Here is a 25058-nt window from a genome sequence, read left to right on the forward strand (position 1 = left end):
TTACACCTGTATTAAACGTTTATGAGACTAATGTTATATTCAGAAGTGTTAGCTTAACATTAACGTAACGTAAAGTAGTCAATACATTGAATAGGCCAACTTTAACGATTAACTGTTCGTAATACAGGCTAAATCGTTGATTTTTATAAACTGCGAGTTTGGCTAAAACCATTCTGTTTTTGATGGGTTAGGGTAAGTATCAACTCATACCAACTTTTAAAACCATATAATTATGTCTAAGTCAATATTAATTTCTGGAGGAACAGGGTTGGTAGGTTCCGAGCTGGTTACCCTTTTAAAAGGAGCAGGGCACCAGGTGCGTTTGCTAAGTCGTTCAAAGGGCAAAGGTGAAAGCGTTCCTGTTTACCAATGGGATTACAAGAATAACTATGTAGAAGAGGGTGCTTTTGATGGCGTAGATACCCTTATACATTTAGCGGGGGCTGGGGTTGCCGATAAGCGATGGACAAAAGAGCGAAAAGAGGAAATACTAAAAAGCCGAACGCAGACCTCTGATTTGCTCTATGAAAAGCTCAAGAACACAAATCATTCGGTAAGAACTTTGGTAGCGGCATCGGCCGTAGGCTATTATGGCATGGATACTGGCGATGTAAACCTTAGAGAAGATTCACCAGCAGGGCACGATTTTTTAGCCGATGTTGTTAAGGCTTGGGAAGATTCAACTAGCCGATTTACTGAACTTGGTATTCGGGTAGTTCAAATTAGAATTGGAGTGGTGCTGAGTAATGATGGGGGCGCTTTACCAAAACTACTAGCCCCACCAGTGGCGGCTCCATTGGCCAGTGGTAAACAATATATGAGCTGGATACATATCAGTGATTTGGTTAGAATTTTATGTAAATCAGTGGAGGATGTAAACATGATTGGCCCGTACAATGCAGTTGCTCCAGAGCCTTTAACTAATAAAGAATTTACGAAAAGGGCCGCAAAAGCATTTGGGAAACTCTATGTGCCAATTCCTGTTCCAAAATTTGTTTTGCACCTAGTATTAGGCGAAATGGCACAGGTGGTAACCGGAGGCAATAAAGTGAGCGCTTACAAAATCAATAAAACTGGTTATGACTTTAAATTCACAAGGCTGCAAAATGCTTTGGAAGATTTAGCAAAAAACAAGTAAGTTGTAAAATGGTCACATTTTTAAATGTTGAAGAGCCTTCTTCCATTTTTATTAAAAAATTCAATTTGACCTAATTATTATATTCAATAAAATAAGGCTGGCGAATAAGGAAAAGCCCTTTAATTTGCCTGCCATTAATTAAATAAAGAAAATGACAGACGAAGATAAAATTAAAAAGGCGTTTCAAGACAGAGATTGGAACGAGATTAAAACCCATGATTCTTGGGTAATTTTTAAAGTGATGGCCGAATTTGTAGAAGGCTTTGAAAAAATGGCCAAAATTGGACCTTGCGTTTCCGTGTTTGGTTCGGCCCGTACTAAGCCAGATCATCCATACTACAAAATGGCCGAAGAAATTGCGGCTAAATTGGTGCGCCATGGTTATGGAGTTATCACTGGGGGAGGCCCAGGTATAATGGAGGCCGGTAATAAAGGGGCAAAATCTGAAAATGGTAAATCGGTTGGGCTAAATATAGAACTACCTCATGAGCAAGGCAGCAATGTTTATATCGATCCAGATAAGCTCATTTCTTTCGATTACTTCTTTGTAAGAAAAGTGATGTTTGTAAAGTACTCACAAGGCTTTGTAATTATGCCTGGTGGTTTTGGAACGCTAGACGAAATGTTTGAAGCCATTACCCTAATTCAAACCAATAAAATCGGAAAATTTCCAATTGTATTGGTAGGTAAAAAATTCTGGGCTGGCTTGTTCGACTGGGTTAGAGATGTAATGCTAACAGAAGGTAATATTAGCTCACCAGATTTAGATCTTATTAACTTGGTAGATACTCCTGAAGAAGCGGTGAAAGTAATAGATGACTTCTATTCAAAGTACCTACTTACTCCGAACTTCTAATCAGTGAAGCATATCATTTTTGATTGCGATGGAGTATTAATTGATACAGAAATAGTAGCGGCTGAAGTAACGGTAGATTGGTTGAGCAGTGAAAAGGTGAACATCTCGGTGGAGGAGTTTATTATTCAACACACGGGTAAAACCTTCACCAATATTATTAACCAACTTAAGGCAGAAGGCCACTTAAAAGCAAGCTTGAAAACAGAGGCCATTGTGCCTCTGCTTGATGAGCAAATTAAGGCTAAAGTCAGACCTATTTTCGGAATATCAGATTTGCTCACTCAGATTTCTACCCCAAAATCAGTGGTATCGAACAGTGCAGCACATTATGTAACCGAAGCCCTTGAGAAAATAGGGGCAAGTCATCATTTTGAAAATAGGGTGTTTTCGGCTGAAATGGTGGCCCAAGCAAAGCCTAGCCCTTTAGTGTATCTGTTGGCCATTGATACGATTCAAATTCCGCGAGAAGAAATCATTGTAGTAGAAGATAGCTTTACAGGTGTTCAAGCTGCATTGGCAGCAGGGTTAACCACTATTGGGTTTTTAGGGGGAAGTCACATTCAGCCGGGTCATGGTGAAAAGCTGAAACAGTTGGGCGTTTTTGATCTAGCAAATAATCATGAGGAACTGGCTAGGAAGCTTATAAAATATATAGGCCGTTGATTATAGCTTAACCAACCCCAAACCATTATGACAGGGCGTAGAGTTGGTTTAAACTGTTGCCTTCAAATTAACTTTACTTTTCCTTCTGAGCTACCTCAAAATTGAAATTGATTCTTCGTTTCAAATAGTCTTTCAAGGGTTCTAGGCCTATGGCTTTGCGCCTTTGGTCTACATATTCGGGGCTTTCAATTGTAGCCGGAACGAGTTTTCTGTCTGCGTTGAACTCAAACTGCATTCCATAGAATTGCGGCTGGCCATCGTTTACCAAAATGCGATCGTAAATTTTGGCGTACTCAATGCAGCTACCTTCTCCACTTTCACAAGCTTCTTTAATCATCGGTAAATAGTCTTTTCTCACCTGATCGTCTGGATGATGGTTGATCACCAAAAGCGGGGCATCGCTGGCCAGTTTGCCTACCATAGAATATGTTGGCCAACCGTATTTCTTAATCAGGCTTTTCATTTCTTCAAAATTCTGATTCGTTATGAATTCATTTTTAAGAAAGATGATAGGGTAAAACCAATGAGGAATGTGCCCTTTCTCTGAGAATTCAACCTTGGCAAAATCTACATAATAATCCAACGATTGATCTTTCATGATGATGGAAAGAAGCGCTTTGGTATACGTTGGGTTTTTAAGTTGACCATGGGCGCTTTGAAACTTTTCAATTTGTCTGTCTTCTATCGCTTTCCATTTGGGGCTTGTGGTAAGCGAGTATAGGTTAAAATCGGCTAAGCGTATTAGGCTGTTGTCATCCTGTAGCGCAGCATTCAAAAAATAGAAAGCGGTGTCTACTTGATTCATTAAGGCCAATGTTTTTGTGAGTTGGTAAGCCGTTTCCGTATAGCTTGGGTTGGCCATAAATGCCTGACCAAATGCATTCATAGCGCCTTCTAAATTGCCTTCTTCTAAAAGTTTCTTTCCATCGGCCTGACTGAAGCAAAGAGTGCTCGTCAGCATCATTAATAAGAGTGTCGTTAGAGGTTTCATATTTTTCTAGATTAATTTTTGACACAATTTGATACTGGAATTGCTGAACTTGAAATCAGTTATAGGTTTTGGCAAGAAACAGACAGCATTTACCCTCTTGCTGATTTTTTCAGTCGAAAACCCTGTTTAATTGGTTAAATCCATTGTTTTTTGGGTTATGAAATCAGATATGCTAAGATTGTGTCTTTCATATAAATTCAAGTTTTATGAAGCTTATGATTAACCAAGAACATAGCCGCAGGCCATACGCACTATTTGGGCTACTGGTGTGGTTGTTTTTCGCTCTAACCCTCAGTTTTGGTACTAGCGGCTGGCTGATTATCGTAGTTTTTTCAAGCTTCTTTTCCTTGCTTTCTGTGGTGGCCATATGGGCGCTGATCAAGTTTGCTTTGACTTCACTCATTGCCAAACGATCTAAACTCGGCTTTATTAAAGGAGCCATTTTAATCAGTTTGGCCAGCGCATTACTGATCTTGCTTTTTAACATTGTAATTGTTGGATATTTTCCTGGAATGAAGGCGGAAGGAATGCCAAGCTTGATCAAGAGTTTCTATTCCACATTTTTCCTTTACTTGTTAGTCCTTTCAATTGCTGCCTTTATATACGTTTGGAAAGAGCATAGGAGAATTCAAGATGAAAACCATGACTTTAGAGAGAAACTACTTCAGGGGGAAATAAATTTGAAATCGCAAGAGCTTAACTTTCTGAAGTCTCAAATTCAGCCACACTTTTTGTTCAATACGCTCAATACAATTTATGGTATGGCCCTGACGAAGTCTGAAAAAACACCTGATACCATATTAAAACTTTCGGGACTGTTGGATTATATTCTTTATAGTGTAAACAAAGAAAAAGTGGTGCTTAAAAATGAGCTGAAGCACATTAAGCAGTACGTAAGTTTAGAGAAGATTAGATTCGAAGATAGTCTAGAAGTGAGTATTGAGTTTGATGAAATAACGGATGCTATTTCTTTGCCGCCTATGCTGTTTTTGCCTTTTGTAGAAAACGCATTTAAACATGGTGTCCGAAATGAAAACAGGCTTACTGTTAAGTTGAAGTTAGAGGTTACTGATAAAGCCATTTTCTTTGTAGTTGAGAATTCAGCCACTGAGTCCAATAAAAACACAGCCGGTATTGGGCTTCAGAATATCAAAAACAGACTGAATCTTATTTATGAAAATCGTCATTCTTTGAAAACCGGCTATAAGGATGGCGTTTATAAAGTAGAATTAAGGATAGACCAAGTTTAAAATAAGCCATGATCCATTGTGCCATTCTTGATGATGAGCCCACCGCTCGGCAAATTCTTGAAATTCATCTTTCGGAAATTGATTCGATGAAGCTTGTAGGCAAATGTAGAAACGCGATTGAACTGCTTAACCTCATGGCCAAAGAACGGATTGACCTCTTGTTTTTAGACATAAACATGCCAGATGTTTCTGGAATTACATTGGCCAAAACCTTAAGCAAAGAGGTGAAAGTTATTTTTACAACCGCGCATAGAGAGTATGCTATTGAAGGTTTTGATTTACAAGTGGTAGATTATTTGCTTAAACCTATTTCTGCTGAAAGGCTAAGACAGGCGGTAGAAAAGTATCTGAAAGAAAGTGGTGTTTTAGCTCCGTCAAGGCCCCATTCTGAAACAAAAGGCTATCTCGATGTGGTTTCTAATCGTGTAAACGTCCGAATTAATTTTGATGATATTATTTATGTGGAAAGCATGAATGATCAGCTGATGGTGCACACAGTTAATGGGCCAATTATTACCAGAACGAGTATTACAGAAGTAGAATCATTATTAGACCCGACCGTATTTCTTAGAACTCACCGATCGTTTATTGTGATGAAGAAGCTCATCAGCTCTTTTACCAAGGAACACCTAGTGGTTAAAGGAGTAGAAGTTCCGATCAGCAGATCTTATAAAGTACAGGTGGCCAATGCCCTCTCCTTATAAGAAAGTGTAACCCTCCAAGAGTTTCAAACTCTTGGAGGGTTCATTTAAATTTTCAGCCCAAATTAAAATATTCCGAATTTGACCATGATATTAATGCTCAAACCATCCAAGCCATTTTTGTCTAAAATAGGTTGATCAGTAGATTGGTATTTTAGGTTTGCAGTTGATGCATCTCTGTAAGTTGCTCCAAATCCCACACGCAAATACTTGATCAGATTCATTTCTAAATAGGCACCAGGTTCAAAAACAAAAATTGTTCTTTGGTCTTCAATAGTGTTTAAGCCTGTGAGCGGTTGTAAACTGTTATACATAACCTCTCCTAAGCCAAAGACTACCGGAAATGAAAGGTGAAAGGCTTTGTCTGGAAACAATGTAGCTTCTAAAAGTAGCCCTCCGTAACCGCCAGAATAAGAATAATCGGCACCCAATTGCAAATCTGGTTCATTTCTGGTAATGAATCCTTTTCCAGCTACCCCAATACCAAAATTCTTTGTGGGATTATACACCAAATGACCTCCAAGAACAATAGCGTCCCGATCTCCAATTTCAGAATAGCCAACCATGGGCGCCAAGTTCATTCTAAACTTATTATCCTTTGCTGGCTTCTCGGGCTTGGGTTCCTTCTCCTTTTGAGCTACTTCTTCCGTCACAATTTCACCTTTGAATTCGATAGGGAGCAAGGTCCTAGGATGTACTTCATAAATGGGTACAAAAAGTAATGGGGCGAGAGCATAGTTTTTGTAGGTATTCACAATCGCTTCCGTCTGCTTTCTTTCTTCTTGGTAATATTCTGCTCTGGAATTTTCTAGCGCTAATGCTGCTGTAGAAGGACTTGTGTTTCCAATGGTCGATTTACTGCGCTGTTCGGTTATGGCAGGAACCACCGTTTCTTTTTTTGCTTCTGTTACTGAGGTTTCTTCGCGTTCTTTTTCAATAACCGGGCTTACTGTTTTTTGAATGGAAGGCTTTATAGGCGGTGTGGAAGCTGTTTTATTTTTCGCGGTGTCTGATTTTGGCACAGTTTCTTTCGGAACCCTTTTCTTCCTAATTAATAATTTATTCCCTAATTGCTGGCATTCCATACCTTGGCCACGAAACAATATTTCTAGAATATTGGCAATGGTTTCATCCTTCACATTGAGGGAAACTCTTTTCTTCACATCAAATACTTCTGCCGAATAAGTGAAAGCAAAATCTTCCGTTTCAATCGATTTCAGAATATCTTCAATTGAAGTATCACGAATATTCAAAGTTACCTTTCGCCCCAGCACATCATTTCCTCCTTGCCCCATGACCACAAGGCCAAAAGACATGAATAAACAAATGAAGATAACTCTAGAGAACATACTGTTTAATTGATATCAGTTTAAAAAGCCAAAGGCCCAGCATAATTACTGGACCAAAGGTCTGTAGTTTAGTTTAAAAACCAGTTGGGTTTAACAATTTCTTAAAACTTACCGAATTTAAGGCTTATGGTTCCGCTTAATCCGCGCAAGGCATCTTTATCCATAATTGGAGCGCCAGTATCCAAATACGTTAAGTCGATGTCAGAAGTATAACGGTAATGTGCGCCAAACGAAAGTCGCATAAACTTTATCACGTTTATTTCAATTTCTGCTCCGGCTTCGGTTACAAAAAAGGCTTGGCTGTCTTCTTCCCTCGCAAATTCATAGTCTCTGCCAGCTTCAACATAAGTAACCCCGCCAGCGCCAATGAGTATCGGAAACGAAAGGTGGATTGGACTGTTTGGCATGGCAATGAACTCCATTCTAAGACCTCCGTATCCACCCGCTACAGAGTATCTGTCGTTCAATTGCGTGTCGGTTTTGCGTTCGGTAACAAAGCCGGTTCCGCCAAAACCCAAACCAAACTGATGGTTGATAAGCCAAGCGCCATGGCCACCCATTAAAATGGCATGTCGATCGGCAATTTTGGAGTAGCCAGTAGTTACGGCTCCGTAACCGCCATTACTGCGAATACCGTTGTTGTTGAAAATGGTTCTGAATTCTTGATCGGGCTCTTGGGCCATTGTGCTGAATCCGATCAGCAGAAGTGCGATTGTTAAAATTGTTGTTTTCATAATTTTTGTTTTTGACTGTTGTTGAATTGTTTTTTGAGTTTTTAACCTTTTCACTTTACTTCCGCGAACGACCAATTCTTGAAAAGCAAAGTGTATATGTTGTTTTGATTATTGATTCTACGTTAACATCCGTTTCCTTTAATAATATATGCTCCGTTATTTTCTTCTATTTCTATATCGAATAGGGCTTCAATGGCTTGCAACACATTTTCTATTGATTCATTTTCGAACCTTGTCGTCAGTGGGCAATTCATAAAGGCTATATTTTCAAATTCATAGGTGATGCCATAAGCATTGGCAATATCTTCCATTACTTGTTTCATCGGGGTATTTTCGAAAACCAAAGTGCCTGTTTTCCAAGCCAAGAAATTTCCGTTTGAATTTTCCTTTTTGGAAAGTTTACCACCTTCATCAATCACCACCTGATCGCCAGGAGCTAATACTACCACCTCATCTTGGGTAGAAAATCTTACTTTTCCTGTCATTAAAACCAGTTCAATTCTTTCACCTTCTTGCGAAGCATTTAAGTTGAAAGAGGTGCCCAATACCCTAGTTTCTGTCTGTTTGGCCTTTACTATAAAAGGCTGTGCAGGATTGTGTGCCACTTCAAAAAAGCCTTCTCCTTTTAATGTTACTTCTCTTTGATCAGAAGAAAATTCTTCTGGAAAAGTAATCGAAGAGCCTTCTTTTAGCCATACCTGAGAGCCATCTGGAAGTATAGCGGCTTCACCGTTTAAGCTGGCCGCCATTAGGGTCTGCATTTCTCCAGCAGAATTGTTCATAAATTCCCTTCCTAAAAACGCTACCGTAGCAATCAGCAAAATGGCTGCCGCCACGCGCCATATTTTTGGCAACAAGAATACCTGCTTGGCTTTTTTAGGTTGAATCTTGCGCTGTACTTGCGACCAGTTTTTGTCTACATCAATTGCAGCAAAATCAGCCATGGCGTCCGCATGTTGCCAAGCCTTTTTCCATTTATCAAGCAAAGCAGCATTGCCTTCATCCAGCGCCAACCAAGCTTCCACTTGCTGAAGTTCAGCCTCAGTGGCTTCTCCCTTTAAGTAGGAAAGCAGCAGGTGTTCATCTATGGTGCTTCTGTTTTTCATTGAGTTCAGTAATAAGACGGCCTAGTGATAAAACACACGTAGACCCAATTGAAAATTTTATGAAATAATTTCTAAAGCAATGATTATCAATGCTTTTAAGTATTCAAAAAGATCGAGTCGAAGGCGTTTGAGCGCATTGCTGATCTGGGTTTCTACCGTGCGTTTCGATATCCCCAGTTCATCGGCTATTTCCTGATTCTTCTTCCCTTCCAATCGACTCATCTTAAAAATGAGCTGACATTGTTCGGGCAACTGGGCAATGGAATTGTGAATGATTTGTTCCAGTTCCGCCTGCTCCATAAAATCAGAAGTATCGATATCGGCTCCGAAAGAAGCCGCTAGAATATTGTCGTGGTGGCCGCTACGGGTTTGTGTACTGCGGATTTGGTCCAAGCATCGGTTGCGCACCGATTGGTACAGCAACGCCTTGAGCGAAGTATGAACTTCTAGTTTTTCTCTTTGCTCATAAAACTTGACAAAGACTTCCTGCACAATGTCTTGCGCGGCATCCAGATCATTCAGAAATTTCTTAGCGAAAACAGAAAGCACTTTAAAGTACTCTCGAAATAGACTTTCGAAAGCACGTTCGTCTCCGTTTTTGATTTGGTCAATTAATGCTTTATCGGTCAAAATATGCTCGGTTAAAAATGCCTATTTATTAAGCGCCTGAATGATTGAACCTCAGAAGTCTACAGCAAAAGCTTGCTTGGACTTCCAGTCGTAAAACTAGAACATTTTTTTTTGAGGATAATATTGCACCATCAAAACAAATCATTTACTTTGTATTTCAAAGTACTTTTAATATGGAAAAGGATTACTTGAAAGACATCTCCGAGATTCGCTCCATTATGGAGAAATCCTCACGGTTTATTTCGCTAAGTGGGTTAACGGGGATTTTGGCCGGAATTTATGCGTTGATTGGTGCATTCATTGCCAATAAGCTAATTTACAACAGCAGTACCATTCTCTACCACGACATGCTCAGTCAGCGCCAAGTGTCAGAAAACCTGACATGGCTAATTGTAGATTTAGTGGCCGTATTTGTTCTGGCTGTGGGCACAGGGGTGTATTTCACCACCAAAAAAGCTAAGAAGCACGGAGTTAAAACTTGGGACGATAGCGCAAAAAGAGTAATTCTAAATCTTATGATTCCGCTGGTAATCGGTGGCCTTTTCGTGATCATTCTGTATACTCGTGGCTTTATTTCGCTCATGGCGCCTGCCACGCTTATCTTTTACGGTATGGCATTGATTAACGCCAGCAAGTATACCTTTAGAGATATTCGCTATTTGGGCATTATTCAAGCAGGCCTTGGGCTTTTGGCTTGTCTTAGCCCTGGTTATGGCTTGCTTATTTGGGCCTTGGGTTTTGGCGTAATGCACATTGTATACGGTGCGGTCATGTACTTTAAATACGAACGTTGAAAGTTAACATACATACATTAAATAAGGCCTTTGAAAACAGGGTGAGGTTGGGCATCATGAGCGCATTGATTGCAGGCGAAGAGATGGACTTTAACCGCCTGAAAGAAATACTGGAAGTAACGGATGGTAACTTGGCCAGCCATTTAAAGGCCTTGGAAAAAGAAGAATATATAGAAGTGAAAAAATCATTTGTGGGCCGAAAACCCAATACGAAATACGTGGCCACGAAAGCTGGCAAGGTGGCCTTTATGGCGCATATCGATGCGTTAGAGGCTTTAATTAAAGAACAAACTGGTAGAGGGTAATATTTTTTTACCCCTTCACTTTGAAATGCAAAGTACTTTTAAAATCAATTATCATGGAAGAAAAACAAGAGTCAATTTTCGAAAAAATTAACAACAACATTAAAACCTCAGTAAGCATAAAGTTGCTGTCCATCGGTTTTCTAATTGCCGTATTATTAATCCCCAACTCAATGATCAAATCGTTGATCAGCGAAAGGAAAATTAATCAGATCGAAGCAGTAGAAGAAGTTTCTCAAAAGTGGGGTGCACCAGTTGAGATCACTGGGCCTATTCTCACCATTCCGTTTAACCGAACTCACAAAGGAGTTGAGGGGCCTTATACCACCAAACATTACGCTCATTTTCTTCCCTCAAAGCTGGATGTAAAAGGTAAGCTGAACCCTGAAAAGAGGAAACGTGGGATTTACGAAGTAATCGTTTACAATTCTGAGCTTAGTGCAGAAGGTCAATTCGAGGCCTTGGACTTCAGCAATTTTCAAGTGGAAGAGGAAAGCATTCTTTGGTCAGAAGCTTTTGTGTCTATCGGTATTCCCGACATGGCGGGTATCCAATCTGATATTCAGATTCAATTTGGAGAAAACACCTATCGTGCGGGTTCGGGAATTCCTGTTCAAGACTTATTGAGCTCTGGAGTCAACAGTAAAGTGGCAATCGATTCGGAGAGTAAATCCATTCCCTTTTCCTTCGATTTAAATATCAACGGAACCGAGTCGCTTTCCTTCAACCCAATTGGCAAAACCACGAATATTAGTTTGGCTTCTACTTGGCCGCACCCAAGTTTTGGCGGTCAGTTTTTACCCGATAATTATAACATTACCGACAATGGTTTTACTGCGGAGTGGTCGGTCTTCGACTTGAACAGAAATTACCCACAACAATGGGAAGGAAAAGCGCATCAGATCAGTAATTCCAGTTTTGGCGTTGACCTTTATCAGCCAGTCGATAACTATCAGCGCAACACACGGTCGGCTAAATATGCCATCCTCATTCTGTTTCTCACTTTCATTACCTTCTTCTTTGTTGAAATTCTGAATAAAAAGCGGATTCACCCTATTCAATACATTCTTGTTGGGTTGGCTTTAACCGTTTTCTACACCCTGTTGTTATCCCTTTCGGAACAAGTTGGGTTTAACAACGCTTACTTAATTGCCTCGGCTATTATTGTGGGTATGGTTTCGCTCTACGCTAAATCAATATTGCAAAGCTCAAAGTTGGCAATGGTCATGTTTGGCTTCTTCACCCTCATCTATTCCTTCATTTTCGTCATACTTCAACTCGAAGATTTTGCCCTTTTGGTAGGTAGTTTTGGACTCGTTTTGGTGCTCGGGTGCTGCATGTATTTATCTAGAAAAGTTGATTGGTATAATATCAAATCTAAAGAAATCATTAGTCATGCGTCATAAGTTAAAACTCAAAATATTAATCCGTTTCGGGCTTTTCTTGCTCAGAATGTACTGCCTCATGCGTCAGCCTAAAAATAAAGAAAGGGCTTTGGCGGCTGTGCTGCTATTGCCTGCGCTTTTGTTGCTGATCCCAACGTATACTTTTACACTTACCCTGTTTCAATCCTTCTTGTTTCAGGCCATGTTGGTCTATGGCCTGTTGAGTATCATCTGGATTGTTAAACACCATTACCGTTTGGCAGGCATCAACTTTTCTATTTATCTGTTGCTGCTGATAAAGATCAATAGCCCCATCAGTTTGGGCTATCAAATCACTCAAGGAAAAGAGCAGATGACAGTGCTTCAGTTCAATGTTTTGGCAACCAACGAAGCCTATGAAAGCACGATTGATCGGGTCATCCAGCTATCACCCGATTTTGTTTCCTTTCAGGAAGTAAGTGCTGAATGGGCAACCGAATTAAAGAAAGGGCTAGCGAATGATTATCCGTTTTCCAAAGTGGTGAGTAATGATGATGCCAGCCAAGGGATTGCGGTGTTCAGTAAACATCCACTAATCGATACTGAAATCGTGGATTGGGCAGGCACCACCAATATCATCGGAAAGGTGAAAATGCATAAGGAGGAAATTAACTTTTTGGCCTTGCATACCCGTTCGCCAACCACGCGATTAAAGTGGAATACCCGCAACGAACACTTGAACATCGCTAAGGAATACATCAGTGAAAAGAAAGGCGAGTTTCTGGTGCTTGGCGACTTCAACACTGTGCCTTGGGACAACCGATTGAAGAATTTCAAATCGACTACCGAGCTGCAGGATAGCCGTAAAAAGCTGACTCCAACTTTCCCTGCTTGGAACCCTTACCTAGCCCAAATCCCGATTGACTACATTTTCCATTCGAAAGGGATTGGTTGTCGCTCTTTGGATTCCGTCAAAATCACTTCAGATCACCTCGCAATAATGGGCACTTATGAATTGAGGGGGATGTGATGGATAGAGAGTTGGCAATGAGAAGGGCTTTCAAACTCTGTTTGTGCTACATACCTTTGATGTTGGGGTATTTATTATTGAGACAGTACTTTCCTTTTATATTCAGAGATGATGGCTTTGAAACTGACTTTATAATATTCGTTGTATTTAGCACTCCTGTAGCTGTGGCTTTCATAGTGCTTATAGACTATTTGAAAAATAGAAAAGAGCGATATTGGTTTGTTAGTTTTATTTTAGGGATTGGATTTACGCTCTTCACTTGGGTCACGGCCATGATTTTCGTTTTTCTCGGTGAGGGCTTCAACGATCGAGAAAGAATTCTATATGAGCACAAGTACTATTCGGATAGAAAGATCATTCTTGAGGAGAACTATGACTCACATCAAAGGCGAATTATCATGGTTTCTGATTTCACACCTTGGTTTCAATGGGTTCGAGAAGTTGATATAAACAAGGTGGATCTCAAACGTTGGAAAAAAGTGAGCCGTTGATACACCTAATAATTAGCCCTTCATCCAAACATTAATAATCAACCCTAAGTTGTAATTCCATCTGTAAATCCTGACCTTTGCCAATTGTCTGTTTTTGGCAGCACATCCATGGAAAAACTCAAGGAAAACGTAAAAATCGATCTCGCTCCAATAGACCTTTCTGGTCATGAAAACATAGAAATTTTCGGGGCGAGAGAACACAATCTCAAGAATATTGACACGGTAATTCCCCGAAACAAACTGGTAGTAATTACCGGTATTTCTGGTTCTGGAAAATCGTCCTTGGCTTTCGATACCATTTATGCTGAAGGTCAGCGCAGGTACATGGAAAGCTTTTCGGCCTACGCTCGTTCTTTTATTGGCGATATGGAAAGACCCGATGTAGACAAAATCAACGGCCTGAGTCCGGTAATTTCCATCGAACAAAAAACCACTTCAAAGAACCCGCGCTCTACCGTGGGCACACTTACCGAGATTTACGATTTCCTCCGTTTGTTTTATGCCCGTGCGGGCGAAGCCTATTCTTATAACACAGGCAAAAAAATGATTCGTCAGTCGGAGGATCAAGTAATTGACCACCTGATTGAAAACTTTGAAGGAAAGAAATTGATCCTTTTGGCGCCAGTCGTGAAAGGTAGAAAAGGGCACTATCGCGAACTCTTTGTGCAGATTCGAAAAATGGGTTTCACCAAAGTGCGTATCGATGGTGAAGTGATGGACATGGAGCCAAAGATGCAGGTGGATCGTTACAAAACCCACGATATTGAAATTGTGGTCGATCGAATTGTCGCTAAGAAAGAAGACCGTTACCGCATTGCACAAAGCGTAAAAACTGCCATGACACATGGAAAAGGTGTCATTATGGTGAGTGATGAAAACGATCAAGTCCATCATTTCTCTAAGTATTTAATGGACCCAGAAAGCGGCTTGTCTTATGACGAACCTGCCCCAAACTCCTTTTCTTTCAATTCGCCATACGGTGCTTGCCCAAGCTGTAACGGGTTAGGGAAAGTAGAAGAAATCAGTCGTGAAGCCGTAATTCCAGACGATAAGTTGAGCATTAGCCGTGGAGGAATTGCGCCCCTTGGCGACTACCGCGACATCTGGATTTTCAAGAAAATTGAGGCCATCCTCAAACGTTACAAGGTTAGCCTTAGCACCCCTATAAAGAATATTCCTGAGGAGGTAATGCATACGCTTTTATATGGCGATGACGTGGCTGTGGCGGTAAGTTCAAAGAAGTATCCCGGCACGGAATGGAACACCAAATTCGAAGGCATAATTTCTTTTCTTGAGAAACAAAAAGACGAAGGAACAGAGAAAACGCGCAGGTGGATTGAAGACTTTATGTCGGTAAAAACCTGCCCTGAATGTAATGGTGCAAGGCTAAAGAAAGAATCACTGCATTTTAAAATTGCAGAAAAGAATATTTCAGAACTGGCTCAAATGGACATTGACACCCTTTGGGAATGGTTCGAAAACCTAGAAGAGCGACTGACAAGTAAGCAGAAGGTTATTGCTACGGAAGTGCTTAAAGAAATCCGAAAACGCATCGGCTTCTTGCTCGATGTGGGTTTGAATTACCTAATGTTAGACAGACCCCTCAGAACCCTTTCTGGTGGTGAAGCACAGCGGATTCGTTTAGCGACCCAAATTGGCACGCAACTGGTCGGAGTGCTTTATATCATGGATGAGCCGAGTATTGGGCTGCATCAAAGAGACAATGTGAAGTTGATCAAAGCCCTTCAGGACTTACGCGATATCGGCAACACGATTATTGTGGTTGAGCACGATAAGGACATGATGTTGGCTTCGGATTACATCATCGATATTGGGCCGGGCGCAGGTCGTCATGGTGGAAATGTGGTGGCTGCAGGAGAACCCGATTCATTCTTGTCGCAAGGCAGCACCACAGCCGATTATTTGAAAGGCATAAAGAAAATTGAGGTTCCGAAGGAAAGAAGAGAAGGCAATGGAGAAAAACTAGTGCTGAAGGGCGCGAAAGGTAACAACCTTAAAAACGTAACGCTCAAGCTGGATTTGGGTAAAATGATTTGCATTACGGGCGTTTCTGGAAGTGGAAAATCAACCTTGATTCACGAAACACTTTTTCCAATTCTGAACCAGTATTTTTTCCGTTCCAGAAAAACACCAATGGAGTATGACAGCTTCGAGGGTATAAAAAATATAGACAAAGTAATTGAAGTAGATCAGTCGCCAATTGGTAGAACGCCACGTTCGAACCCTGCTACGTACACTGGCGTTTTCAGCGATATCCGTTCGTTGTTTACCGAATTACCAGAAGCCAAAATTAGAGGCTATAAGCCTGGGCGTTTCTCTTTCAATGTAAAAGGTGGCCGCTGCGAAACTTGCGAGGGTGCCGGAATGAAGTTGATTGAAATGGACTTTTTGCCAAACGTTCATGTGCCTTGTGAAACCTGTAAAGGCAAGCGCTATAATCGCGAAACTTTAGAGGTGCGCTACAAAGGTAAATCGATTTCTGATGTGCTCGATATGACAGTAGAGCAAGCGGTAGAGTTCTTCGAGCACATGCCGAAAATCTTGCGCAAAATTCAAACCCTAAACGATGTTGGTTTGGGTTACATTTCGCTTGGCCAGCACGCCACTACACTTTCAGGCGGGGAAGCACAACGCGTAAAATTAGCGACAGAACTTTCCAAAAAAGACACGGGAAAAACCCTCTATATTTTGGATGAACCTACCACGGGTCTTCACTTCCAGGACATTCAACATTTACTGGATGTACTCAACCGATTGGTAGACAAAGGCAATACGGTTTTGGTGATTGAGCACAATATGGATGTGGTGAAAGTCGCAGACCATGTGATTGATCTAGGCCCAGAAGGTGGAGAAAAAGGCGGAATGATTATAGCCGAAGGCACCCCCGAAAAAGTAGCCAAAAGCACGAAGGGCTATACGGCTAAGTTTTTGAAGGAAGAACTGGGGTAGTCAGTTATCAGTTGATCAGAGATCAGGAAATCGGATGGCCGGTAACCAGTGCACGTCTTCATGTATCTGTGAGAATGTAAATTTTTAGCGGTCACTTCTTGAAATGGGTTAACTTTTCCGTAAGGTTATAGGCAACCTATTTCAGGACAATACACTTGTCGTTAGTTGGTTTCAACCCAAAACGTTAACCATCATTCGGTTCAACCGAGCGATTGTTCCTCATATTAAAAATAAATCTCACTTCCTTAAAATATTTTTCTACCTCATTTGTCTACCTATACAAGAGAACATAATTAATGATTGAAATGAGAAAGAAAAAATTTATATATAAGTACAAGTACATTTTCTTCCCTGTATTTGGCGCAGCAGCGTTGTTTTTGTTTGGTTCCGTAATCATGCTTTTATGGAACTGGTTAATGCCAGAAATTTTTGGTTTGACCACCATTAGTTTTTGGCAGGCCTTAGGACTCTTCATCCTTTCAAGAATACTTTTTTCAGGAATTGGGGGTAAAAAGAAACATTCTCATAAACACAAATGGAGTGACTTAAAAGGTCGTGAAGAATGGAAGACCATGAGTTCAGAGGAACGCAAAGAATGGTTCAAAAAAAGAAAGTTCGCGCAATGGATGGAGCATAAAAATGATTGTTTTTCCGATTCAGACGTAAAAGAAAACGATGGTTCTGACCGTGAGCAAAACTGAGCATAAGGAAAATGTAGAAAGGCAGATTAAAGAACATCAGCCGAGAATCCGCTCTTTTATCAAGAACAGAGTTCCTTCTACAGAGGATGCTGAAGATATTGCTCAGGATGTGTTTTTTCAGTTCGTGAAAACTATGGACACCACGCATAATCCTATTGAAAATATCTCTGGTTGGCTATTTCGCGTTGCCCGAAACTTGATTGTGAATAAAAACAAGAAAAAAAAGGAAGCGCCTCTTTCTATGGAACACGATGGCGATGATTCGGAAGGTGTGATTGCCTCGCTATTTCCCCAAACAGATGAAGCGGACAGTCCGGTGAATGTTTATATACGGTCATTGATGTGGGAAGAACTGGAACTTGCGCTTACGGAGCTGCCTATTGAACAACGCGAAATCTTTGAATTGACTGAATTGGAAGGGGTGCCTGTAAAAGAAATTTCAGCAGTTACAGGAATTTCCATCAACACTTTGCTTTCAAGAAAACATTATGCCGTTAAGTTTCTTCGCAAGCACCTCAAAACAACTTACGAAGAACTGATAAACGATTAATAATCAGAATACCTCAAACTATACAACAACAATCACCATGGTTCATGTCTTTAAAACTTCCGTAGCCAGTAAAAAAGAAGTGCGGCAGGTGGGCTCATTTTTGAATATCTTATTGCCTAGCGAAGAGTGGAATTTTGACCTAGAAGACTGCGATAAAATCTTACGGGTTGAAACCGAAGAAGTAGCCCCCGAAACCGTTATTACTATATTGACCAGCCAAGGTTTTTATTGCGATGAATTGACTGGATAAGGGTGGTTATCTAATTGGCTTTGCCGAGTGAATTTGACCTTTCGAACCATAAAGTAAGCCCTAAGATTAATATTCATGGTCTGACCTTCGGTGCCGACCTTAGAATAGTCTCCTGTGTAATCTGTCGGTACCGAAGGTCAGACCGTAGCCCAAAAGAAGACTGTGATTGCACCCCGATTTAGGCTTTGCCATACCCCACCTTTCGCTTTAAGTGTTCCAAATTCTAGGGCTTTAAACTTCATTTTTACTAACTTTATTGCAAGTTTAAAAACGCATCTTCATGAAACGACTTTCCCTTTTTTTCCTGTCTGTTTTTTTTATTTTTTCTAGTTCATGTTCTTCTAAGAAATCTTCGGACACGGTAGATTTCATTGTTTTACAAATGAATGATGTCTATGAAATTGCTTCATTAGAAGGAGGCAAAGTAGGTGGAATGGCGCGTGTAGCCACAGTGAGAAAAAATTTATTGAAGGAAAACCCGAATGTGTTTACCATTCTTTCAGGAGACTTTGTAAGCCCTTCTTTAATTGGTACGCTTACTTATGAAGGAGAAAAAATTGCAGGCAAACAGATGGTAGAGGTGATGAATGCCGTGGGTGTTGATATTGTTGTACCAGGTAATCACGAGTTCGACATTAAAGAGAATGAACTGATCAAGCGAATTGCAGAGTCGAAGTTTCAATGGACCACCACCAATGTTTTTCATGTCGTAAATGATGACACCGTTTCTTGGACACAGAACGGCCAGCCTTTTCCTAACCACATAATGAAAACCATTGATGGAGTGGATATTGCATTTTTTGGTAGTACCGTACCCTTTACTAAAAAGGATTATGTTAGCTATACCGACAAGTATGAGTCGATGAAAGAAGTTTATAATAGCATAAAAAGTGAAGCGGAGGTGTTTGTAGGCGTAACTCATTTAGAGGAAGACATGGACGACTCGTTGGCTACTTATTTTGTGCCTGGGCTCGACCTGATTTTGGGAGGTCACGACCACGCCAACATGAAATATACTTTCGGAAATACGCTAATGACCAAAGCCGATGCTAATGCTAAAACAGTATATGTGCACAGGGTGAGTTACAATAAAGTCACAGGTAAAACCAGTATTACTTCCGAGCTAATCCCTATTAATGAAAGCATATTGGAAGATACTGAAGTAAAAGCCTTAGTAGACAAATGGGTAAATATTTCGAATGAGAGTATGGCGGCAATGGGTTATACGCCCAATGAAATTGTGATGACTACCACCGACACCCTCGATGGGCGCGAAAGCAGTATTCGCTATCGCCCCACCAATTACCCAATTATGACAGCCGAGGCATTTTTATTCGCTGTACCCAAAGCCGATTTGGCTATTTTTAATAGTGGCTCCATTCGCCTAGACGATCAGCTTACTGGTACCATTACCGAGTACGATATCCTTCGGTCTTTCCCTTTTGGAGGTGGTATTTCAGTAGTAGATTTAAAGGGCGATGTAGTACAACGCATTTTAGAAACCGGTACGGTAACCAACGTAGGCATTGGTGGTTATTTACAGTTGGCCAATGCTGAAAAGAAAGCAGATGGTTGGTACATCAAAGGTGAAAAGCTATCTACTTCCAAAACCTATAAAATGGCGCTTCCTGATTTCGTACTCAGCGGTGGCGAAGCCAACCTTGAGTATATCAAAGATTATCAAAACCAATCCATCGCCCCTCCAGACTTCAATGGCATCAAAAACGATGTCCGGGATATTGTGATGGCTTATTTTAGGAGGAAGTAAGCCGATGCGTCACTGCGAGGCACGAAGCAGTCTAACATCGGTTAAATCTACTATTTCAGTCACCTCGTAGATTCCGAAATCTCGGAATTTCACGCTTTACAACATAGCTTTCCTACTTGTGTTACTGAATACCCCGAAGCTTCGAGGCTTACAGCATGACTTGGCTTGTTAGCAACTACCATAAAGCTGGCTTTAGTAGCATAGCCAACATATACCCCAACCTTTGCGAAACTTCGTGTTCTTTGCGGTTAAAAAACAACCTAACAGTCGCTTGGCTTTGCCGAGTGACTCGTAGTATGTTGGCTTCAAGCCAAAACTCTAAACATCACTCGGTGCAACCGAGCGATTGTACTAAGTGCTGATATTCCGAATAGTGCTGGTTTGGGCGGCTTTCTTTGGATTATAGGCCCTATTATTTCAGGGTTCTTTTTTGGGTTTGTCTATTTGATTGCCATCATGATTAGTATAAAGCTTAAAGTATATGCGGGTTGGACTTGTATTATTTTTAACCTAGCTACTGGTGTCTATTTATTCTTCTCAGCATAAAGAACTTCAATTAGCCATTAGTTGAAGAATTGCTCCTCCAATATCTTTGTGGGATACCGAAACACCCGCGAAGCTTCGGGGCGGTATGACTGATCGAACAGGCTTTGCCCAGCAACGTCACTGCGAGGCACGAAGCAGTCTAAAACCGATCTCATCCAGCTATTACAGTCATCTCGTAGAGATCTTATCACGCATCATAACAAATATAAGGTCACTGTCAACAACTAGCATTAAGGCAACTTTTAGCCGCCCAACGCACTACTCATTTCTCAATACCCACTACACTTTTTATAAAAACTGCAATTACGAATAAAATAATTTTCTATATTTACTGCAATTACGAATGATATAGCAATGAAGAAAACCAAATTGGGAGAGTTTGAAGAGCTAGTACTTATGACGGTGGTTGTGCTTCAAGCCGAAGCCTATGGGGTAGAAATTAAGCGCGAACTGGAAGATCGACTCAAAGAAAAGCTGAGCGTGGGCTCGATACAGTCCGCTTTAAAACGTATGGAAGAAAAGGGTTTTCTGACTTCAGAATTTGGAGAAGCCACCCAAAAAAGACGAGGAAAACGTAAACGCATTTATAGCGCCACACCTTATGCCCACAGGGTTTTGGAAGAAATGAAAGACATCCGCACCCAACTTTGGTCAGCCATGCCCAATATAGCCACCAACTAACTTGAACAACGCACAAAACGATATTCAGCCGCCTCGCTGGTCATTAAGGCTTCTACGCTTCTTTCTGAAAAAAGACTTTTTAGAAGAAATAGAAGGCGATATGGAGGAAGTATTCGCTGAAAATTTAGCTGAGTACTCGGTCAAAAAATCTAGACGGCTTTACAATCGTGAAGTTTTAAAACTGCTTCGCCCTACTTTGGTCAGAGGGCTTGGCGGAAATCATCAACTCAATTATCTCGGTATGTTACAACACAATTTATTAATCACGCTCAGAGGTTTCAAAAGGCACAAAGCTACTTTCCTAATTAACCTTATTGGCCTTTCCACGGGTTTAGCTGCGGCCTTACTCATTTTCCTTTGGGTAAATGATGAACGTTCGGTAGATACATTCAATGAGAAAAACGACCGATTGTATTGGGTCTTCACCAACTTCACTTTACCCGAAAGTGTGCTCACATGGGATTATACCTCGGGCAAATTGGCACAAGCCATAAAAGAAGAATTCCCTGAAGTGGAAGATGCGGTGCGGGTGGGCAATCACTTTTTTAGGCCTCAAGGCACCATTAGCCACAGCGAAAAAAACTTTGAAGTAAACGGCCTTTTTGCGAGCCCTAACTTCTTCCAAGTCATGACTTACCCGCTGATTTCGGGAACAACAGAAAGGATAATTCAAGACAAAAACTCAGTTGCAATTTCAGAGTCGCTAGCCAGTACTGTGTTTGGTTCTGCTGAAAAGGCAGTGGGTAATACGATTGAATGGGAGAGTTCATTTTTCAACCAAGCTTTTGTGGTAACTGGTGTGTTTAAGGATCCTCCAAAAAATGCCACCGAGCAATTCAATATTGTTGTTAATTATCAGATATTGATCGATGCTGAAGAATGGGCCGAAGATTGGAAAGGTGGTTATGCACGCACCTACTTACTTTTAAAAGAAGGGGCAAATGTCGAGCAATTGAATCAAAAAATTGCGGGTTTAATGCATGAAAAAACAGGTAATAATAAGCAAAACCTCTTCCTTCAGCCCTATGCCAAAAACTACCTCTACGGTACTTATGATAACGGAATTCAAGTGGGCGGAAGAATTGAGAATGTTCGGCTTTTCACGGTCATTGCCATTTTTATTCTACTAATTGCCTGCATCAATTTCATGAACCTATCTACTGCGCAAGCTTCCAAAAAAATGAAAGAAGTAGGCGTGAAAAAGGCCATTGGAGCCAACCGCAGAGACTTGGTTCTTCAGTTTTTAGGAGAGTCCATTTTACTTTCACTTCTGGCGCTTTTGGTGGCCATTGGCTTGGTTGTTTTGCTTCTTCCTCAGTTCAATGAGCTTACTTCTAAGCAGCTTGAATTCAATTTAAACAATTTCATTTTACCCCTTTTAACCATCGTATTGGGCACTGGAATACTGGCGGGCAGTTACCCTGCTTTCTACCTGTCAGGCTTTAAGCCCGTGGCAGTGCTTAAAGGAAAAGTAGCCAACCTAAGGGGTGAGGAGTGGATCAGAAAAGGCTTGGTGGTGGTGCAGTTCACCCTGTCCATAATTTTCATTATTGGGGTAATCACCATCAATAGACAGATGGAATATACCTATAGCAAACCGCTGGGTTATGATCGTGAAAACATCATCACCTTTACCCGAAAAGGCCCAGAGAATTTCGATCCCACTCCATTTTTAATAGAGCTTAGAGCATTGCCTGGCGTAACCAATGTTGGCAATATGTCTGGCGACTTTCTTTGGGGAAATGACAACAGCAGTGGCTACTCATGGAAAGAAGGTGACGAGGATGACAATCACCTGTTCAAATCGCCAAGAATCGGATATAACATTGTTGAAACGCTGGAACTAAAACTTGTAGCAGGCAGGGCATTTTCAAAAGAAATGAATGACGATGAGAGCAAAATAATGCTGAACGAAACCGCAGTAAAATTCATGGGACTAAAAGATCCAATTGGCTTTCAGCTGGAAGCCTCGCCAAATGACTTTAAGGAAGTGATAGGTGTGATAAGTGATTTTCAATATGGCTCATTGCACCAAGAAATTGAGCCCATGCTTTTCCGCTTCAGGAGTAGCGGAGATGATTTTATCGTCAGATTGCAACCAGGAGATGAAGTAAACACACTTGAAAAAATCAAAACGATTTACGCCAAGTTCAACCCAAAACACGACTTCGAGCCTTCCTTTTTAGAAGATGATTATCGCGCCCTGTATAGCACTGAAGATAAGGTAGCCCAATTGTCCAACTACATGGCGGGTATTGCCATTCTCATTTCGTGCCTTGGCCTATTTGGTTTGGCCACCTTTACCGCAGAACGAAGAAGCAAAGAGATTGGAATCAGAAAAATATTGGGTGCAAGCCAAGCTGTAGTAGTAAAATTACTTACGGTTACATTTACTAAAACAGTGCTGATTTCCATCATTCTTGCCACCCCAATTGGTTATTACTTTTCGAACCAATGGCTTCAAAATTTTGCCTATTCCATTGAATTGAAATGGTGGTTCTTTGCCTTGGCAGGTATTTCGGCCTTGTTAATTTCCTGGCTTACCGTAGGCTTTCAAACGATTAAATCAGCCAGAATTAACCCTGTTGACTGTTTGAAGAATGAGTGAAGATTGAAAAAACCACACAAAGGTTTTAGAGAAATAAAAAAGAGGCTTAAAGCCCCTTTTTTATACTGATTTCATTCTCATTTTCTTCTTGAGTTCGTCCATGCTATGGCAGAACTTGGTGTCAATTTCAATCATATCGCTGACCGATTGCACCGCATGAATTACGGTAGAGTGGTCGCGGCCACCAAAATGGTAACCAATAGATTTTAATGAGTGGTTTGTATATTCTTTGCACAAGTACATTGCTACTTGTCGGGCAATTACAATCTCTTTCTTACGCGTTTTATCTTTCAAATCTTCCACGCTAATCTGGAAGTATTCACCTACCGACTTTTGGATAAAATCAACACCCACTTCCGATTCAATGTCGTGAACGATGTTCTTAAGCGTTTGCTTGGCCAGCTCTAGGTTGATTTCCGTTTTATTTAGCGTTGCATGAGCAATAAGTGAGATCAGAACACCCTCTAATTCACGCACATTAGTATCTACACTATAAGCCAAATATTCCACCACATCATCAGGAATATAAATTCCATCCGATTCCATTTTTCGGGAGATAATGGCAATTCTGGTTTCAAAATCAGGCATCTGTAAATCTGCCGTTAGTCCCCACTTGAACCTTGAAAGTAATCGGTCTTGCAAACCTTTCAAGTCTCTTGGCGGCCTGTCGCTCGACATAATAATTTGCTTGCCGCTTTGATGCAAATGATTGAAAATGTGGAAGAACATTTCCTGCGTTTTTTCTTTGCCCGAGAAAAACTGCACATCATCTATAATCAAAGTATCTACTTGTAGGTAGAAGTTGGTAAAGCTTTGAATGCTGTTGTTCTTAATTGCGTCAGTAAACTGGGTGGTAAATTTTTCAGAAGACACATAGAGCACAAAATGCTTTTTATCGTCTCTTCTAATTTTATTTCCAATAGACTGAATTAAGTGAGTTTTCCCCAAGCCAACTCCGCCATAAACCATCAACGGGTTAAAAGAAGTAACCCCTGGTTTTTCGGCTACAGCTATACCGGCAGACCTCGCCAAACGGTTACAGTCGCCTTCAATATAATTTTCGAAATCGTAATTCGGGTTCAGGTTAGAGTGTCGAAACTCGTCTTCTACCGAAGGCATGTCAAACGGGCTATGAATTTTTGCCGGTTTGTCTTGCTCCCATTTATTCTTTGGGTTTTGATTAGGTAAGGTTACAGAGTAAGCTTGATTTTGGGCGCTTCCACTGTCAACAATTACAGAGTATTCAAGTCGGCCATGTGGCCCCAGTTCGGTATGAATCACCTGCCTTAACAGCTGAACATAGTGTTCTTCTAGATATTCGTAGAAGAACTGGCTTGGTACCTGAATGGTAAGAATACCTTCATTCAGTTTGAGTGGAACGATAGGTTCAAACCAAGTTTTGAAACTTTGATCGCCCACTTGGCTCCTAATAAATCGGAGACAGTCTTCCCAAACCGATACGCAATCTTTCACCATCAATTGATTATGCAAATTGGATAAAAAATCCCCAAGTGATTTTTGGGGGACGACAAAAATGATAAAAATAAGACGAACATGAAAGGCGAATTCATAAGAGAGGTGAAAA

At 40.9% G+C, this 25058-nt stretch carries 23 protein-coding genes; 17 read left to right on the forward strand and 6 right to left on the reverse strand.

The window, feature by feature from the left end; genetic code table 11:
* Window positions 1-232: 232 nt before the first annotated feature.
* The 3 genes from AWW67_RS08505 to AWW67_RS08515 all read left to right on the forward strand — a co-directional run bounded on the left by AWW67_RS08505 (window position 233) and on the right by AWW67_RS08515 (window position 2657).
* Complete coding sequence (locus AWW67_RS08505; RefSeq protein WP_062301109.1) at window positions 233-1138, forward strand: TIGR01777 family oxidoreductase; 906 nt, start codon at window positions 233-235, stop codon at window positions 1136-1138.
* Between the two features lie 151 nt (window positions 1139-1289).
* Window positions 1290-1994, forward strand: a complete 705-nt coding sequence (locus tag AWW67_RS08510; RefSeq protein WP_053221766.1) for an LOG family protein — start codon at window positions 1290-1292, stop codon at window positions 1992-1994.
* A 3-nt stretch (window positions 1995-1997) separates the two neighbouring features.
* Complete coding sequence (locus AWW67_RS08515; RefSeq protein WP_062301111.1) at window positions 1998-2657, forward strand: HAD family hydrolase; 660 nt, start codon at window positions 1998-2000, stop codon at window positions 2655-2657.
* A gap of 73 nt (window positions 2658-2730) precedes the next feature.
* Here AWW67_RS08515 and AWW67_RS08520 read toward each other — a convergent pair whose 3' ends face one another.
* Entirely contained in the window at window positions 2731-3648 is a 918-nt protein-coding gene (locus AWW67_RS08520; RefSeq protein ID WP_141655411.1) for a DUF6624 domain-containing protein, read from the reverse strand.
* A gap of 206 nt (window positions 3649-3854) precedes the next feature.
* Here AWW67_RS08520 and AWW67_RS08525 point away from each other — a divergent pair, with 206 nt between their 5' ends.
* Window positions 3855-4898, forward strand: a complete 1044-nt coding sequence (locus tag AWW67_RS08525; RefSeq protein WP_062301115.1) for a sensor histidine kinase — start codon at window positions 3855-3857, stop codon at window positions 4896-4898.
* An 8-nt stretch (window positions 4899-4906) separates the two neighbouring features.
* Window positions 4907-5602 carry a LytR/AlgR family response regulator transcription factor gene (locus AWW67_RS08530; protein WP_062301117.1) on the forward strand — a complete coding sequence of 232 codons (696 nt, stop codon included), beginning with the start codon at window positions 4907-4909 and terminating at the stop codon, window positions 5600-5602.
* A 62-nt stretch (window positions 5603-5664) separates the two neighbouring features.
* Here AWW67_RS08530 and AWW67_RS08535 read toward each other — a convergent pair whose 3' ends face one another.
* The 4 genes from AWW67_RS08535 to AWW67_RS08550 all read right to left on the reverse strand — a co-directional run bounded on the left by AWW67_RS08535 (window position 5665) and on the right by AWW67_RS08550 (window position 9418).
* Complete coding sequence (locus AWW67_RS08535) at window positions 5665-6948, reverse strand: STN domain-containing protein (RefSeq protein WP_141655412.1); 1284 nt, start codon at window positions 6946-6948, stop codon at window positions 5665-5667.
* Between the two features lie 101 nt (window positions 6949-7049).
* Window positions 7050-7682, reverse strand: a complete 633-nt coding sequence (locus tag AWW67_RS08540; protein WP_141655413.1) for a hypothetical protein — start codon at window positions 7680-7682, stop codon at window positions 7050-7052.
* Window positions 7683-7804: 122 nt separating this feature from the next.
* On the reverse strand, window positions 7805-8788 hold the full coding sequence (locus AWW67_RS08545; RefSeq protein ID WP_062301121.1) for a FecR family protein: 984 nt from the start codon (window positions 8786-8788) through the stop codon (window positions 7805-7807).
* A 57-nt stretch (window positions 8789-8845) separates the two neighbouring features.
* A complete protein-coding gene (locus AWW67_RS08550) occupies window positions 8846-9418 on the reverse strand; it encodes an RNA polymerase sigma-70 factor (protein WP_062301123.1) in 573 nt (190 codons plus the stop codon).
* A 173-nt stretch (window positions 9419-9591) separates the two neighbouring features.
* Here AWW67_RS08550 and AWW67_RS08555 point away from each other — a divergent pair, with 173 nt between their 5' ends.
* The 12 genes from AWW67_RS08555 to AWW67_RS08610 all read left to right on the forward strand — a co-directional run bounded on the left by AWW67_RS08555 (window position 9592) and on the right by AWW67_RS08610 (window position 23473).
* The gene (locus AWW67_RS08555) at window positions 9592-10212 is read left to right on the forward strand and encodes a hypothetical protein (protein ID WP_062301541.1); all 621 of its coding nucleotides are present in this window, start codon (window positions 9592-9594) and stop codon (window positions 10210-10212) included.
* A complete protein-coding gene (locus AWW67_RS08560) occupies window positions 10209-10517 on the forward strand; it encodes a winged helix-turn-helix domain-containing protein (RefSeq protein ID WP_082794002.1) in 309 nt (102 codons plus the stop codon). Before AWW67_RS08555 ends, AWW67_RS08560 begins: the two co-directional genes overlap by 4 nt.
* A 53-nt stretch (window positions 10518-10570) precedes the next feature.
* The gene (gene creD / locus AWW67_RS08565; RefSeq protein ID WP_062301126.1) at window positions 10571-11920 is read left to right on the forward strand and encodes a cell envelope integrity protein CreD; all 1350 of its coding nucleotides are present in this window, start codon (window positions 10571-10573) and stop codon (window positions 11918-11920) included.
* Window positions 11910-12908 (forward strand): endonuclease/exonuclease/phosphatase family protein, encoded by a 999-nt coding sequence (locus tag AWW67_RS08570; RefSeq protein WP_082794003.1) that lies wholly within the window; start codon window positions 11910-11912, stop codon window positions 12906-12908. The genes creD and AWW67_RS08570 overlap by 11 nt, the downstream gene beginning before the upstream one ends.
* Window positions 12905-13399 (forward strand): hypothetical protein, encoded by a 495-nt coding sequence (locus AWW67_RS08575; RefSeq protein WP_141655414.1) that lies wholly within the window; start codon window positions 12905-12907, stop codon window positions 13397-13399. Before AWW67_RS08570 ends, AWW67_RS08575 begins: the two co-directional genes overlap by 4 nt.
* A 108-nt stretch (window positions 13400-13507) precedes the next feature.
* Window positions 13508-16369, forward strand: a complete 2862-nt coding sequence (gene uvrA / locus AWW67_RS08580) for an excinuclease ABC subunit UvrA (protein ID WP_062301131.1) — start codon at window positions 13508-13510, stop codon at window positions 16367-16369.
* 305 nt (window positions 16370-16674) lie between these two features.
* Window positions 16675-17070 (forward strand): hypothetical protein, encoded by a 396-nt coding sequence (locus tag AWW67_RS08585; protein WP_141655415.1) that lies wholly within the window; start codon window positions 16675-16677, stop codon window positions 17068-17070.
* Entirely contained in the window at window positions 17045-17620 is a 576-nt protein-coding gene (locus AWW67_RS08590; protein WP_071387080.1) for an RNA polymerase sigma factor, read from the forward strand. The genes AWW67_RS08585 and AWW67_RS08590 overlap by 26 nt, the downstream gene beginning before the upstream one ends.
* Window positions 17621-17657: 37 nt before the next feature.
* Window positions 17658-17870, forward strand: coding sequence for a hypothetical protein (locus AWW67_RS08595; RefSeq protein ID WP_062301134.1), 213 nt, complete (start codon window positions 17658-17660; stop codon window positions 17868-17870).
* Between the two features lie 280 nt (window positions 17871-18150).
* On the forward strand, window positions 18151-19638 hold the full coding sequence (locus AWW67_RS08600; RefSeq protein ID WP_062301136.1) for a bifunctional metallophosphatase/5'-nucleotidase: 1488 nt from the start codon (window positions 18151-18153) through the stop codon (window positions 19636-19638).
* Window positions 19639-20538: 900 nt separating this feature from the next.
* Window positions 20539-20865 carry a PadR family transcriptional regulator gene (locus AWW67_RS08605; RefSeq protein ID WP_062301138.1) on the forward strand — a complete coding sequence of 109 codons (327 nt, stop codon included), beginning with the start codon at window positions 20539-20541 and terminating at the stop codon, window positions 20863-20865.
* Window position 20866: 1 nt separating this feature from the next.
* Window positions 20867-23473 carry an ABC transporter permease gene (locus tag AWW67_RS08610; protein ID WP_062301141.1) on the forward strand — a complete coding sequence of 869 codons (2607 nt, stop codon included), beginning with the start codon at window positions 20867-20869 and terminating at the stop codon, window positions 23471-23473.
* A gap of 60 nt (window positions 23474-23533) precedes the next feature.
* Here the strand turns inward: AWW67_RS08610 and dnaA are convergent, their stop codons facing one another.
* Window positions 23534-24949, reverse strand: coding sequence for a chromosomal replication initiator protein DnaA (gene dnaA / locus AWW67_RS08615; RefSeq protein WP_053223478.1), 1416 nt, complete (start codon window positions 24947-24949; stop codon window positions 23534-23536).
* Between the last annotated feature and the right edge of the window lie 109 nt (window positions 24950-25058).

This window comes from Roseivirga seohaensis (assembly GCF_001592945.1).
GTDB lineage: Bacteria > Bacteroidota > Bacteroidia > Cytophagales > Cyclobacteriaceae > Roseivirga > Roseivirga seohaensis.